Annotated in this window: 10 protein-coding genes; 6 read left to right on the top strand and 4 right to left on the bottom strand. The window is 72.4% G+C overall.

Features of this window, described 5'->3' with window-relative positions:
• Positions 1–170: 170 nt before the first annotated feature.
• Positions 171–1,415, top strand: a complete 1,245-nt coding sequence (locus VF697_RS04875) for an exonuclease SbcCD subunit D C-terminal domain-containing protein (protein WP_331092307.1) — start codon at positions 171–173, stop codon at positions 1,413–1,415.
• Positions 1,412–5,197: an AAA family ATPase gene (locus VF697_RS04870; RefSeq protein WP_331092306.1), complete on the top strand. Its 3,786-nt coding sequence runs from the start codon at positions 1,412–1,414 to the stop codon at positions 5,195–5,197. The genes VF697_RS04875 and VF697_RS04870 overlap by 4 nt, the downstream gene beginning before the upstream one ends.
• 4 nt (positions 5,198–5,201) lie before the next feature.
• On the opposite strand, the gene VF697_RS04865 is transcribed toward VF697_RS04870, so the two are convergent.
• A complete protein-coding gene (locus VF697_RS04865) occupies positions 5,202–5,975 on the bottom strand; it encodes a TIGR02266 family protein (RefSeq protein WP_331092305.1) in 774 nt (257 codons plus the stop codon).
• A gap of 353 nt (positions 5,976–6,328) precedes the next feature.
• Between VF697_RS04865 and cglD the strand changes: the two genes are divergently transcribed.
• The 4 genes from cglD (at position 6,329) to VF697_RS04845 (ending at position 10,714) form a co-directional block, all read left to right on the top strand.
• Positions 6,329–9,424, top strand: coding sequence for an adventurous gliding motility lipoprotein CglD (gene cglD, locus VF697_RS04860; RefSeq protein ID WP_331092304.1), 3,096 nt, complete (start codon positions 6,329–6,331; stop codon positions 9,422–9,424).
• Positions 9,425–9,506: 82 nt separating this feature from the next.
• Positions 9,507–10,124, top strand: coding sequence for a hypothetical protein (locus VF697_RS04855; protein ID WP_331092303.1), 618 nt, complete (start codon positions 9,507–9,509; stop codon positions 10,122–10,124).
• 32 nt (positions 10,125–10,156) lie between these two features.
• Positions 10,157–10,462, top strand: a complete 306-nt coding sequence (locus VF697_RS04850) for a hypothetical protein (protein WP_331092302.1) — start codon at positions 10,157–10,159, stop codon at positions 10,460–10,462.
• A gap of 51 nt (positions 10,463–10,513) precedes the next feature.
• Positions 10,514–10,714 carry a hypothetical protein gene (locus tag VF697_RS04845; RefSeq protein ID WP_331092301.1) on the top strand — a complete coding sequence of 67 codons (201 nt, stop codon included), beginning with the start codon at positions 10,514–10,516 and terminating at the stop codon, positions 10,712–10,714.
• 44 nt (positions 10,715–10,758) lie between these two features.
• Here VF697_RS04845 and VF697_RS04840 read toward each other — a convergent pair whose 3' ends face one another.
• The 3 genes from VF697_RS04840 to VF697_RS04830 form a co-directional block, all read right to left on the bottom strand.
• Entirely contained in the window at positions 10,759–11,451 is a 693-nt protein-coding gene (locus tag VF697_RS04840) for an NADPH-dependent F420 reductase (RefSeq protein WP_331092300.1), read from the bottom strand.
• Between the two features lie 97 nt (positions 11,452–11,548).
• A complete protein-coding gene (locus VF697_RS04835) occupies positions 11,549–11,941 on the bottom strand; it encodes a DUF2914 domain-containing protein (RefSeq protein WP_331092299.1) in 393 nt (130 codons plus the stop codon).
• A gap of 24 nt (positions 11,942–11,965) precedes the next feature.
• A partial coding sequence (locus tag VF697_RS04830) for an ATP-binding protein (protein ID WP_331092298.1) occupies positions 11,966–14,458 on the bottom strand: 2,493 nt, incomplete at its 5' end.

The following is a 14,458-nucleotide window of genomic DNA, read 5'->3' as shown; positions in this document are numbered from 1 at the left end:
ATTTTTCCAGGAAGCTTGCGCCTGTCCGGGAGCTTCCGGGGGCCGATGTAGGTCTTGCGCCCAGTGTTGGCACTGCGCGCTCCTGCGGGCACACTGCGCCGCCTGAACGCACGAGCAGGGAGGGGGCAGCCTCTTCCCGCTCGCGGCGGACGCAGGAGGGGAGTGCACGGATGCGCCTGCTGCACACATCGGACTGGCACCTCGGCCACACGCTGTACGACACCTCCCGTGAGGCCGAGCACGCGGCCTTCCTCGAGTGGCTGCTGGACACGCTGGAGGCGCAGAAGGTGGATGCGCTGCTGGTGGCCGGCGACATCTTCGACACCGCCAACCCCAGCGCCGAGGCCCAGGCCGCCTGGTACCAGTTCGTCGCCAAGGCCCGGCGGCGCTGCCCGAAGTTGGACCTCGTCGTCATCGGCGGCAACCACGACTCGGCGGCGCGGCTGGATGCGCCGGATCCGCTCTTCTCCGCGCTCGACGTGCGTGTGGTGGGCGGGCTGCCCAAGTCGGGCGGCGCGGTGGACCTGGAGCGCCTGCTGGTGCCGCTCAAGGACGCGCAGGGCAAGGTGGGCGCGTGGGTGGCGGCGGTGCCGTACCTGCGGCCCGCGGACCTGCCGCCCGTCTCCGAGGAGGCGGGGGACAAGCTCGTCGAGGGCGTGCGCTCCGTGTACGCCGAGGTACTGGAGGGCGCGCGCGCCAGGCGTGAGCCGGGCCAGGCACTCGTCGCCATGGGCCACTGCTATATGGTGGGCACCGAGCTGTCCGCGCTCAGCGAGCGCAAGATTCTCGGGGGCAACCAGCACGCGCTCCCGGTGGAGCTCTTCCCCGAGGACGTGGCGTACGCGGCGCTCGGGCACCTGCACAAGGCGCAGCGGGTGGGCGGGCGCGAGGGCGTGCGCTACAGCGGCTCGCCCCTGCCCCTGTCGCTCTCCGAGGCGAGCTACTCGCACCAGGTGCTGCTCGTGGAGCTGGACGGCGAGACGCTCTCCTCGGTGAGGCCGCTGCCCGTGCCGCGCCGGGTGGAGATTCTGCGGGTGCCCGCGCGCGACACGGCCGAATTGGAGGACGTGGAGGCACTGCTGAAGGCCCTGCCCGAGCTGGAGCCGGAGACGCCCGACTGGCGGCGCCCCTACCTGGAGGTGCGCGTCGCGCTGCCCCGCCCCGAGCCCGCGCTGCGCCGCCGGGTGGAGGCCTCGCTCGAGGGCAAGGCGGCGCGGCTGGTGAAGCTCACCCCGGCGTATACCGGCAGCGGCAACGCGCTCGCGGAGGACCGGCCGGGCGTCTCCCTCAAGGAGCGCACCCCCGAGGACGTCTTCCGCGCCCGCTACGCACGCGACTACACCGAGCCGCCCGACGCGGCGCTGCTCGAGTCCTTCCACTCGCTCCTCACCCAGGTGCAGGAGGACGCGTCTTGAGAATCCTGTCCATTCGGGGATGCAACCTGACGAGCCTCGCGGGCAACTTCGCCCTGGAGCTGGACCAGGCGCCGCTCGACAAGCTGGGGCTGTTCGCGATTACAGGCGCCACGGGCGCGGGCAAGAGCACGCTGCTGGACGCCATGTGCCTGGCCCTCTTCGACCGCACGCCGCGGCTGGGCGAGCGCGGGGGCGTGCCGGTGGGGCGCCCGGACGAGGAGGTGGACGCGCGGCTGCTGGCCAACGACGTGCGCGGCGTCTTGCGACGCGGAGCGGGCGAGGGCTTCGCCGAGGTGGAGTTCCTGGGCAAGGACGGCCGGCGCTACCGCGCGCGCTGGACGGTGCGTCGGGCGCGCGCCAAGGCCGAGGGCCGCTTCCAGGCGCAGGAGATGGTCCTCACCGACGTCGCCTCCGGGCAGACCTTCGGGCGCACGAAGTCCGAGGTGCTCAAGGCGATCGAGGAGCGGCTGGGCCTGTCCTTCGACCAGTTCCGGCGCTCGGCGCTGCTGGCACAGGGCGAGTTCGCCGCCTTCCTGCGCGCGGACGCCCAGGAGCGCGCGGAGCTGCTGGAGCGGATGACGGGGACGGAGGTGTACAGCAAGCTGTCCATGGCCGCGCACCAGCGCCACAAGGCGGTGCAGGAGGAGCTGGACACCCTGGCACGGGACGCGGCGGCCATCGCCCGGCTGACGGACGAGGACCGCGCGGCACTGGAGGCGCAGCGGACGCGCGAGGAGGCGGCGCAGGCGGAGGCCCAGGCGGCCCAGGCGCGGGCGGAGCAGGCGGCGCACTGGTACACGGAGCGGGCCCGGCTGGTGGCACAGGAGGCCGAGGCGGAGCAGGCCCGCCAGCGCGCGGCGCGGGCGCTGGAGGCCGCGGAGCCTCGGAAGGCCGAGCTGGAGCGGGTGCGCGCGGCGGAGGTGCTGCGCGCGCCGGTGGCTCGCGTGGACGAGGCGACGCGGCAACTGGCGAAGGCGGACTCGACGCTGGCCGCGCGGCGCGTGGAGGAGGAGTCGGCGCGGGCCTCGGCACAGAAGCAGGAGGAGGCTCGGGCGAAGGCGGAGGCACGGAAGACCGCGGCGGTGGAGGCGGAAGCCACCGCGCGCCCGGCGCTGGAAGAGGCCGTGAAGCTGGACGCCGCGCTGGAGCGGGCGCGGAACGATGAGCAGGAAGCGGCGCGAAAGCTGGACGCGGCTCGGGAGGCCGAGCGGCTGGCCCGGGACGAGGTGGCGCGGGTCGCCCAGGAAGAGTCGGCCGCGCGCGCGGAGGTGGAGGCGGCGCGGGCGTGGCTCGGTGAGCACGTGCGCCTGGAGGCGCTGGCCCGCGAGTGGCCCCGGTGGGAGGCTGAGCTCACCCGCTATGGCCGCGTGGCGCGGGAGGAGACGGCGGCCCGCGACGCGCTCGCGAAGTGGAGGGCTCGGGCGGAGTCCCTGCGCGTGGAGGCCGATCGCCGACGCGAGGAGCGCCGCGAGGCGGGAGAGGCCGTGCGGGCGGCGGAGGCCACCGTGGCCAGCGCCGAGGCGACGCAGGGAGAGGATGCCGGCGCGGAGCGGCGGACCCGGCGTGAGGGGCTGCTGTCCCGGCAGGAAGGGCTGCGCGCGCTGACGGAGGCACGCAAGGGCGCGAGCGAGGCGGCCCGGGCGGAGCAGGAGGCCGCGGAGGAGGCCGACAAGGCCCGGGCGGAGCAGGCGTCCGCGACGGTTGAGGCCGAGGCCGCGAAGGTGCGCCGCCTCGAGCTGGATGCCGCGTTGAAGGAGGCGCAGCGCGCGCTCGACGGGGCGCGGGCGGCGCAAGGCTTCTCGGCGCGCCGGGCGGAGCTGCGCGAGGGCGAGCCCTGCCCGCTGTGCGGTGCCACGAAGCACCCCTACGGCCACGCGGAGGTGGCGCTGGAGGGGCTCGTCGTGGAGGCACGAGGGCGGGTGGAGGCCCTGGAGTCCGAGCGGACGGTGGCGACCCGGGCGGAGGCCACGGCCGGGGCGCGGGCGACGGGGGCGGGCCCTCGGGCAACGCAGGCGGAGGCCCGCCGGGAGGCCGCGGCGAAGCGGCACGCGCAGCAGCGCGAGGCCTGGAGCACCTGCCGGGCGAAGCTCGCGGGAGCGCTGCCCCCGGAGGACGCGGAGGCCGAGGGCGTCGAGGCGTGGCTGGAGGCGGCGCTCGCGGAGGCGAAGGCGCGGCTGGCCGAGCTGAAGACGGAGGAGGAGGCGGCGGAGAAGCTGGCTCGGGCGGCGAAGGAGGCCCGGGCCGCGCTCACCGTCGCGCGCGAGCGCCAGGAGGAGACGGACAAGGTGCTGCGCCAGGCGGAGGAGGCGCTGCGCCAGAACGTCGAGGCCCAGGCCGCGTCCGAGCGCGAGCTGACGCGGGCCACGGAGGTCCGCCAGGAGGTGCTGACGGGGCTGGCGACGCCCTTCAAGGACTCGCAGCGCTGGCAGGAGTCGCTGACGGCGGACCCCGTGAGCTTCCGGACGCGCTGTGCGAAGTGGGTGGGGGAGTGGAACACCCGCGAGCAGGCGCTGCGCGAGGCGGAGGCGCGGGTGCTCCAGGCCGAGGCGAAGCGGGCTCCCGCCGAGGCCACGGCCGGCGTGCGGCACACGCAGACCGAGGAGTGCTCGCAGGGGCTGACCCGGGCGCGGGAGGTGCTGCGCGAGACGCAGGCCGCACGTGGGGCGCTGCTCGGTGGGCGTCCCACCGCCGAGGTCCGTGCCGCGCTCCACCGGGAGCTGGAGGCGTCCTCCCGGGTCTTCGAGTCCGTGCGCGCCGAGGCCGAGAAGGCGAAGCAGGAGGCCGCCACCACGGCCGCGCTCGTCGGGGAAGCGCTGCGCAACCGTGAAGCCGTGAGCACGGCGAAGGCCGAGTCCGAGGCGGCGCTCTCGGCGCTGTTGGCCGAGCGGAGCCTCACGCTGGAGGTTGTGCGGGCCCTGCTCGCGCGGGATGCCGCCTGGTGCGAGGCCGAGGCGAGCGCGCTGTCCGCGCTGCGTCAGTCCCACGAGCACGCCCTCTCCGTGCTGAAGGAGCGCGAGGGCCAGCGCACCCGGCACGAGGCTTCCGGCCTCCCGTCCCTCTCCGAGGCGGAGGCCCCCGCCGCGTGTGAGCGGGCCCGCGCGGACACCGAGGCCCGGCGTCAGGCCGTCGCCACCGTGAAGGCGCGGCTCGAGCAGGACGACGAGGCCCGCCGCCGCCATGGTGAGCAGGCCCGGCGCCTGGAGGAGAGGCAGCGCGCCGGCGGCGTGTGGCGCACGCTCAGCGATCTCATCGGCTCGCACGACGGCAAGAAGTTCAAGGTGTTCGCCCAGAGCCTCACGCTGGACGCGCTCCTGCACCACGCCAACGCGCACCTGGACGAATTGGCCCCGCGCTACCGCCTCATGCGCGTGCCGAAGTACGACCTGGACCTCCAGGTGGTGGACCGGGACATGGGCGATGAGGTGCGCGCCGTCTCCAGCCTCTCGGGCGGAGAGGGCTTCCTCGTCTCCCTGGCCCTGGCGCTGGGGCTCGCCTCGCTCTCCTCGGAGACGACGCAGGTGGAGACGCTCTTCATCGACGAGGGCTTCGGCACCTTGGATCCGGAGACGTTGGAGGTGGCCCTGGCCACGCTCGACGCGCTCCAGGCCACGGGCCGGCAGGTGGGCATCATCTCCCACGTGTCCGGGCTGGCCGAGCGCATTGGCGTGCAGGTGCGCGTGGTGAAGCAGGGCGCGGGGCGCAGCCGGCTCGTCGTGGTGGGCGAGCCGGGGCTCGTCGCTCCCTGGGTGCCCCACGCGCGGCCCTCGGCGTCGGTGGGGTAGGCCGTCAGACCGTGGGGCCGCCGACGAGGCTCGCCAGGTAGCGGTCGAGCGTCTCGGCGAAGGTGGGGTCGTCGTTGATGAAGGCGAGCCCCACGCCGCCCCTGTAGGGGTCGTCCACCACGTGCACCACCAGCGCATCGCCCTGCAGGCGCTCGCCATTGGGCAGCCTCACGGCGACCGTCACCACGCTGTCCACGGGCGGGCGGTGCGCCGTGCGCACGAAGAGGCCCCCGTTGGAGATGTTCGTCGCGTGCTCGCGCACGAAGTCCAGCTCCGTGCGGAACTCCATCTCCAGCTTCACCGCGAAGCGGCGCCCCCGGCGATCCGTGTCGAAGGTGTGGTAGGGGAGCTGGGTCGTCTCGGTGCTCGCGTCGGGAAGGGCGAACTCGTCGGTGGTGGGTCTCTCGGCCGGGGCGGGCTCCTCGGCGGCCTCGGGCGCGGCGGCCTCGGGCGCGGCGGGCTGGACCGGGATTTCGATGGGCACCGAGGCGGGCCCCGGCGGCGGCCCATCCGGAATGGGCTCGCGCACGGCGAGCTGCTGCAGGTGTCCGTGCAGCACGAGGGCCGCGGTCTCGTAGTCCTCCAGGGTGTGGGCGTCCGGCCCGGTGAGCGCGTCGGCGCGGAACGCGTCCCGCGTGGCCTTGGGCAGGCGCCACAGCTCCACCAGGGTGCCGCCGCTGTCCTGCACCTGCTCCGTCAGGCTCTCCAGCGCGGCGCGGGGGTAGCCGGCCACCTCCACCTTCAGCTCCAGGGTGGCTTCCGTTTCGCGCAAGGACACGACGAGGCCAGGCGGCTTCGGCGGGGGCAACAGCGCCCCCAACCCCTCCACCAATTCTCGTACCCGCTCCGCACGGGCCGAGCCATTCCACAACGCCGCGAGACCGAACACTGGCACGTCGACGGAGGTTAGCCGAGCCCGCCCGCGCATGGGTCATTCATCGTGCATTTACCGGTACCAAACGTCCCGAGAGCAGGCGAGCACAAGGGCTGGGGCGGCCGGGAAGCGCTCTGTGCGGAGTCGGGTGGAGCGGAGGAAGGCGCCTGGACACCCACCTGTGCGGCGGGGGGCCTCGTTCCTAGGTTCCGCCGGATTTTTCCCCATCTCCCCCCTACCGCGAGCGCTGAATCGCCATGAGTGTTCATTCCCGGTTTCTCGCGGCCGCGCTGCTGGTGGCCGCGCTTTTCTCAGGTTGTGGGACCGACATCTCGGACCCCTCGCCCGACAACGGGCCGGGTCAGGGGCCGGGTACCACTCCGGATCCAGGCACCACTCCGGCTCCGGGCACCCCGTCGGATCCGGGTACCCCGTCGGATCCTGATCCCGGTGCTGTCCAGGTGCCGGGCCCGCGAAATCCCACCAACGGTCAGATCGACTCCGACTGTGACGGGCTGACGGACAAGGAGGAGTGGGGCACCGTCTACCAGGGCAACCGGAAGACGGATCCGGGCCGGCGGGACTCGGACGGGGACGGACTGCGGGATGGGCTCGAGGCGGGCCGCACCACCACCGTCAACAAGGGCCCGGACTGCCGCTTCATCGGGGACGAGGACACGGCGAGCCAGACGAACCCGGGCAACCCGGACACGGACGGCGATGGCCTGAAGGATGGCGAGGAGGATCGCAACCGCAACGGAAAGATGGACCCGGGCGAGACGGATCCCCGCTACCCGGACACGGACGGCGACGGCCTCGCGGATGCCCTCGAGCTGAACGTCACCCGGACGGATCCGCGCAACGCCGACACGGACGGGGACTCCTGCCGGGACGGCAACGAGGACCGCAACGGCAACGGCGTGAAGGACTCGGGCGAGAGCGACCCGAAGAATGGCTCCGACTGCGGGACGGTCCCCCTTCCGGACGCCAACGGGGACACGGACGGGGACGGGCTGCGCAATGGCGTGGAGGACCGCAACGGCAATGGCGTGGTGGACACCGGCGAGACGGATCCGCGCTCGCGGGACTCGGACTGTGACGGCCTGCTCGATGGCCCGGACCAGGGCACCTTCAAGGGCGAGGACCCGAACGCCAACCGCATGCGGGACATGGGCGAGACGGACCCCACCAACCGCGACACGGACGGCGACGGCCTGCTGGACGGCGTGGAGCGGGGCATCCCCGCGAGCGCGGCGCCCGTCGCGTCCTGCGGCTACGTCGGCGACGCGGACCCCGGCACCACCACGGATGCGCTGGACAACGACCACGACAACGACGGCATCGCCGACGGCGCCGAGGACACCAACCAGAACGGCAAGAAGGACCCGAGCGAGCTCGACCCGCGCGATGGCAACGATGCCACCGGCACCTCCCCGCCCGGCCAGGCCTGCGCCGCGCAGAACCTGCGGCAGGTGTCGTTCAAGGAGGACGGGGGCGCGGACATCCGCCTGGCGCTGCGGCCCTCCTTCCAGGAGGTGCGGCAGCTGATGCTGAGCGGGAAGAGCCGTGGCCACGTCGGCTACGACGACGAGTACAAGGTGACCTTCATCGCCTACAAGCGCGGGCGGGTGGGCATGTCGTCCACGGCGACGGGGGACGAGCTCGGCATCCGCGCGCAGCTCAACGGGGCGGCGGTGGAGACCACGCAGACCTTCACCACCTGGGACGGCTTCCCGGCGGTGCAGGCGTTTTACAACACGGGGGCCACCACCAACCTGCGCGACTACACCAACACCCTGGCCAACGCGCTGGTGGGCCCGGGCGCGGGCGTGCTCTCGGGCGGCGCGGGGGTGAGCGGGCCTTTCAAGATTCAAGCGCAGTACGTCCACCGCTCCGACGCGAGCGTGCTGGTGGTGCTGGCCATCGCGCCCAAGGCCCTCTACGACGAGGCGCCGGGCGTGAAGGCGGCCCGCTTCACCACGGCGGATGCCGCGGGCGGCACCGCGCTGGCGCAGTTCGGTGACGCGGACGCGGTGCAGTGCGAGACCTTCACCGCGGGCTCCGGCATGGCCGACTTCCTCTTCGTGGTGGATGACAGCGGCTCCATGGCGGGCTCGCAGAGCGCGCTGGGCAACGCGGCGACGACCCTGGCCACGCGGCTGGGCAAGGCGTCGCTCGACTGGCGCATCGCCATGGTGACCACGTCCTACACGCAGGGCTGGGCCGAGAATGGCAACCGGTTCCGCGGCTTCACCAAGGACCTCAACCAGTTCAAGGCCTGGCTGCAGCAGGGCGCGCCGTGCCCCGACCCGAGCCAGTTCTGCTGGGTGAACATCGGCGGCTCCAGCGAGGAGCGCTCGCTCGAGTCCGCGAAGGTCGCGGTGGACTACATGACCAACCCCAGCACGCCCGCGGCCCAGCGTCACCGCTCGGGCGCGAAGCTGGTCGTCATCGTCCTCACGGACGTGCGAGACCAGCCCGACACGCCCGCGGTGGACTGGTACGTGAACTACTTCAAGACCGGCAACCCGGCGAATCAGCTCATCCAGATGCACGGCATCATCTGCGACCCGAACGGCGGCCGCTGCCACCCGGAGGAGGACAACAAGCTTCCGCGACACCTGGACGTCATCCAGGCCACCGGAGGCGTGGTGGGCAGCATCAGCAGCCCCCAGTCCATCCAGGACACCATCAACGCCATCGTGGACAGCGTGATTGCCTCCACGGGCTACCGCACCCTCAAGCCGCCCATCGGCGCCTCGGTGCGGGTGGCGCTGGAGGGCGTGCAGGACGCCACGCGGTGCTCGGCGAGCGATCTGCCGCGCAGCCAGACGAACGGCTTCGACGTGGACGGGGTGAACCAGACGCTGTCCTTCTACGGCGCCTGCCGTCCCGTCTCGGCGGGGACGACGAAGGCCGCCGTCTCCTACCGCTACTGGGTGGACCGTACGTCCAGCCGGGACGGCAGCGCCCCGCCGTGCTCGACGGACACGGGCTACTACGACGCGAGCGACCCGGACTTCTGCAAGGCCAACCTCACCTGCAACCGGCAGACGAACCGGTGCGAGTGCCCGGCGGACTGCGGGGGGGGCGGTACACCCGGCCAGGTGTGCAACACCCACAGGGACGTGTGCGCCTTCACCTGCGGGGGCTCCACGTGCGCCCCGGGCTTCAAGTTCGACTCGAGCACCTGCGGCTGCGTCTGTGACACGGCGGCGCTCCACTGCGGCGACGCCTACCAGGCCGATGCCAAGGCCTGTGCTTGCCTCTGCAAGGAGAACTGCGGCGGTGCCTGCCCGGCCAACACGCTCTGCAATGAGAGCACCTGTGGCTGCGAGCCGAAGATGAACTAGGCGGACGGCGGCACATGGAGTCAGGGGCCGGAAGCCGCTGAGGACTCAGCGGTTTCCGGCCTCGACATTTCGGGGAGGACACTTGGAAGCAGATGGCGAACAAGCCCTTCACACCTTCATCGAGCTGCACGACTCCGAGCTCGCGGGGGTCCGGTTCGAGGGAGGGGATGCCATCCTCGGCTTCTCCTCCGCCTATCTCCACAAGAAGACGGCGGAGCTGGCCGGACGCGCGCACATCACGGGGTGGTTGCAGCGCGCGGAGCTCGTCATCCAGGGGGCCGCCGGGACGGAGCTGCCCACCCACGGGCCCGGGAGGATCGACGACGGGGTCTTGACGCTCGGCGAGCGGCGTCATCCCAATGTGCTCCCCATCCCGTTGGCGTTCTCCGGGGAAGTCCGCCTGGAGCTGGAAGTGCGTGACGAGGAGTCCCGCGGGTGGATGCTCGTGCTCGAAGGGCAAGGCGCCCGGCTGACCCTGCTCGGGGAGCCCGAGTATTGCGAGGAGAGCTCTCTCCGGCTCCGAGACGATTTTCGAGTGCTCTCGCGAAGTGAGGAGGGGCGGGTCCAGGTCTTCCAGAATCCGAGAGACGGCACGTACTGGAGGCTCACCTACCCCGAGAAGGGAAGGCCAGGAGTCGGCACTCCTGACTGGGCCCCCATCACCGAGGAAGAAGCCCGGAGTCATTCCCGGCGGCTTTGACAGGCGCCCCTCCCTGGCTAGGTTGAGGTCGCATGCCCGGACACGCGCACCCCCTCATCCGCTGGTTGAAGCTGGTGCTGGCGTGCGTCGCGCTCGCCCTGGGCGGCACTCCGGCCCAGGCGCTCCCGGAAGCCGATACCGTGGTGTCGGTCCTCGAGCGTCGCGCTCCGGCGGCTCGCCGCGCGGAGTCCGTCGCGGCCGTGCGCGACAGCGGGCGGGGGCGGGAGGGGCGCGCACGGGTCCACGCGCGTGCTCCATCCGGGGGCCGTGTCCCCGAGGTGCGCCTCCCGGCGCCACCGCGTCGCCTCTTCCTCGCGCATCGAGCGCTCCTCCACTGAGCCATTCCGGGGCTTGGGTCCTGGAATGTCTTTCAGCTCGAGGAGTACGCCGTGTCCTTTCTTGCCAGAGCAGGGCGCGTCTGCGCGCGCGCCATCATCAGCAGTCTGCGCTTGTCCCTCCGTGTCATGCGGTTTCTCTTCATCCTCGGCCTCGTGATGTTGCCCGTGCCCGTGACGGCCTTCGTGGCGGTCCTCCTGGCGCCGCTCCGTCGCAACCTGCCGGCCGAGGTCCTCCGGAAGGAGCAGGAGTGAGCGGGGAGGTCGGCTGGCTTCCCCGGGGGCCCGTGGCGGCTCGCTCAAGGGCGGAGCCCGAGCGCCGGGGGAAGCAGCACGTTGAGTGAGCGCGAGAGCGTGCGCCAGTCATGGCCATGCTCCCGGAAGCCGTACTGGCGCGCCAGGCGGGTGACGAGGAAGTACATGGCGGCGAGGACGCGGGCCTGTCGCAGTCCTCCGGCGTCCACGGGCTCGAAGGGCAGCGTGCGGATGAGCGCGAGGAGTGCCGCCTTCGCCTCCGCGTGGTCGCCCACCACGAAGACAGGCGTCTTGCGCCCGTCGAGCAGTGGCTCGCTGAAGAGCTGGGCCCACGTCACCTGGAAGGCGCCGAGCACGTGCGCGCGGGGCAGCCGCGAGGCGGTCCGCTCCTGGGGCGAGCCGGAGGGCACCTGGGTGAGCGGATTGAAGTCGGGGGGAGGCTCCTCGTGGTACGTGGAGATGTCCACCACCACCTTGCCCTCGGTGACCGGGGCGAGCTCCTCCACCAGGGTGTCGTTGGAGTGGTAGGCGAGGAAGACGATGGACGCGCGCGAGGCGGCCTCCACGTTGCGCATTCCCCGCACGCGCTCGGCTCCGAGCTCCGTGGCGAGTTGTTGGGCGCGCTCCGGCTCCCGCGAGCCGAGCAGCACCGTGTGACCCGCGGCGGCGAGCACCCGCGCGAGCCCGCGCCCCATGTTTCCCGTACCGATGACGGCGATGGACGAGGTTCCAGACATGGTCGGAGCCTCGCCCAGGGGCCTGTCGGAGGGAAGCGCCGGGAGTCGGCGGTGCACCGGAGGCCGTGCTCCCATGCACCCCGCTCCCAGGGTGCGACTAGCTGGAGACGGTCACCTGGAAGCTGGAGGAGGCCAGCTCGGTGCCGTCCGCGCCGACCACCTTGGCGGTCCAGGCGCCGGTGTCCCCCGCGCGGAAGGTGCGGTAGGCGTGGGTGCGGTACGTCGCGCGGGGCACCTTCAGCTCCGTCTTGGAGACTTCCTTGCCGTCCTTGGACCAGACGACGGTGACGGTGCCGGGCTCCACGCCGCTGAGCTTGGTGGCGGCGTAGATACGGGTGTTCGGGGCGACGGTGAAGGTGTCGGAAGCGCCGACGACCTCATACTTCTCGACGCCGGTGCCGACCTTCACATCGGCCGTGCCGGCGGCGAAGGCGGTGGTGGTGAGCAGCAGGGCGGGCAGCAGGTACTTCATCCAGGCAATCTTGGACATGGTGTCCTCCTCGGTGAGGGCCACCTACGCTACCCCATCCCCCTGCCGGTCCAAGTCTTCGGCCTTGCCCAGGCGCCGCCACTCCTCCAGGAGCTGCCGGTGCGCGGCGATGCCGAGGAACGAGCGCCGCAGCTCCGCGTCCTGGATCCTCCCGGCCCATTCCTGGAGGAGGTGGTGGGCCTTCTTCAGGAACGTCCTCGCGCGCGCGTCCTGCTGGGCCTGGAGGACCCGGAAGCAGACCAGGCGGATCCAGAAGGGCTCCTCCGTGCCGTTGAGCGTCGCTCCCTGCTCCAGGTAGGCGAGGAGCTCCTCGGCGTGGCCCCGCGCCCCCTCCGCATCTCCGGTGGCCAGCGCCACGGAGGCCAGGCCCGCGACGGACTCCATCTCCTGGTGGGGAATGCGTGCCTCCACCCGGATGCTCCGGGCACGCTGGTAGGCCTCGCGGGCTTCCGGGAAGCGCCCCAGGGTGGCCAGGGCGTGGCCCTTGCTCATCCACGCATAGCCCTGGTAGCGCGAGCTGCCAATCTCCTGGCCGATCCGCAGGGCCTGCTCGGCGAACTCCAGCGCCGCGGGCGCCTCCCCCAGGAGGTGGTGGAGCAGCGCCAGGTTGCAGAGGTCGATGCACTCCCAGAAGCGGTAGCCAATCACGCGGCTGAACTGGAGCGTCTGCTCGAAACCGGCCCTGGCCGCGACGAAGTCCCCCAGGCTCTTGCGCACGTACGCCAGGTGTCGGAGCGCGGAGAACTCCAGCCAGCGATCCTCCATGGCCCGGCAGAAGGGGAGCACCCGCTGGATGTAGGCGAGGCTCGTCGCCAAGTCCCCGGTGTCGTGGATGACGGTGCTGAGGTTGAGGAGGTTCTCCACCTCCAGGTGGGCGAGCCTGGAGGACTCGGCGAGCGCCAGGCTGCGCTCGAAGTGGCTCCGGGCGCTCTCGAAGTCACCCCGGTGGTGCCGCAGCATGCGTCCCCAGCGCAGGTAGCCGAGCGCCTCGCTGGCCACGTCGCCCGTCTCCTGGGCCAGCCGGATGGCCTTGCGCACCGCCTCCACGCCCGTCGCGAGCTCCCCGACCTCCGAGGCATAGAGGGCACGGCGCAGGGCGGCCTCGGCTTGCCGCCGCGCATCGCCGAGCAGCTCGGCCAGCACCTCCATCATCTCCAGGTCCAGCCGCTGCGCCTTGCGCTCGCCCATGACGGCGTGGACCTTCTCGCGGGCCGCGACGATGGCGTAGCGCTCGGGGAGGTCCGTCTCGGGAGTCAGGGCCAGGGCCCGCTCGAGGAAGGAGCGGGCCTCGGCGTTGGCGAACAGGGCCTGGGCCTCCTCTCCCGCGCGCCGCAGGTAGACGGCGGCCCGCACGGCCTGCCCGGACGCCTCCAGGTGGTCGGCGATCAGCCCGAGGTGCTCTCGGGAGCGCTCGCCGCCGCGCGCCAGCAGCCACTCGGCGATGCGGCCATGGAGCGCGCGCCGCTCGCGCTTGAGCACGCTGTCGTAGGCCACCTCGCGGACGATGGCGTGCTTGAAGATGTACTCGCGCGTCCCGGCGAAGGCGGGGGTGGACTGCTCGAAGATGAGCTCCCGCTCCTGGAGGACGGCCAGGGCGGCGTGGACCGGGATGGGCGCGGCATCGTCCGGCCCCATCTTCGCGAGGGCCTCGTCCCAGAAGAGGCGTCCCACCACCGAGGCCCGTTGGAGGATCTCCCGCTCGTGGGCGGGGAGGCTGTCCAGCCGGGACTGGACGACACCGCTCAACGTGGCGGGGACCTTGAGCGAGGTCAACCGGCGCGGCTCGACGCGCCAGCGCTCCCCCTCCTCGAGGATGACGCCCTCCTCGAGGAGCATCTGGATGAGCTCCTCGAGGTAGAAGGGGTTGCCCTCGGCGCGGGAGACGACGAGCTCATGGAGGGCCGGGGGGATGGCCTCCACCTTGCGGAGCAGCTCCGCGACGAGCCGGTGGCTGTCCTCCTGGGAGAGCGGCCGCAGCTCGAGCCGGGCGTGGGCGGGGTCGAGGTCCCACTCCGGGCGCCGCTCGAAGAGCTCGGGCCTGGCGGTGCACAGCACGAGGAGCCGCTCGGGCGCGAGCGTCTGGAGCAGGCGCTCCAGCAGGTCGAGCGCGCTGTCGTCGGCCCAGTGGATGTCCTCGAGGAAGAGGATCATCGGCTCGCGGGCGAGGAGGGCGCGGAAGTACTCGCTGAGGGCGGCGAGGCCCCGCGCCCGGAGGCTCTGCTCGTCGGTGGGGGTGCCCTTGAGGTGGGGGCTGTTGCTGAAGTCGAAGCCGATGAGGGAGCCCGCCAGGTGGGCGAGGCTACGGCTGGAGTCCTTGGGGCCGAGCGCCGCGCTGAAGCTCTCCTCCATGCGGGCGCGCACGACGGTGGGGGGATCGCTCTCCTGCACCTGGAGGTGGAAGGAGAACAGGTCCCGGAGCAGGGCGTTGGGGTGCCTGCGCATCTCGGGGCTGGCGCGTCCGCGCAGACACAGGGGCGGCTCGGGCAGCGACTCGAGCCAGGTCTCGAACTCCCCGAG

Source organism: Archangium sp., from assembly GCF_036388035.1.
Classification (GTDB): Bacteria; Myxococcota; Myxococcia; order Myxococcales; family Myxococcaceae; genus Archangium.
Note: the sequence above shows the minus strand (reverse complement) of the source record. Positions and strands in the feature narration are given on the sequence as shown.

What these genes read in the sequence shown, in the direction of transcription:
- VF697_RS04840 (WP_331092300.1), bottom strand. Translation starts at nt 11,451, where the DNA reads ATGTCTGGAACCTCGTCCATCGCCGTCATCGGTACGGGAAACATGGGG.
- VF697_RS04835 (WP_331092299.1), bottom strand. Translation starts at nt 11,941, where the DNA reads ATGTCCAAGATTGCCTGGATGAAGTACCTGCTGCCCGCCCTGCTGCTC.
- cglD (WP_331092304.1), top strand. Translation starts at nt 6,329, where the DNA reads ATGAGTGTTCATTCCCGGTTTCTCGCGGCCGCGCTGCTGGTGGCCGCG.
- VF697_RS04875 (WP_331092307.1), top strand. Translation starts at nt 171, where the DNA reads ATGCGCCTGCTGCACACATCGGACTGGCACCTCGGCCACACGCTGTAC.
- VF697_RS04850 (WP_331092302.1), top strand. Translation starts at nt 10,157, where the DNA reads ATGCCCGGACACGCGCACCCCCTCATCCGCTGGTTGAAGCTGGTGCTG.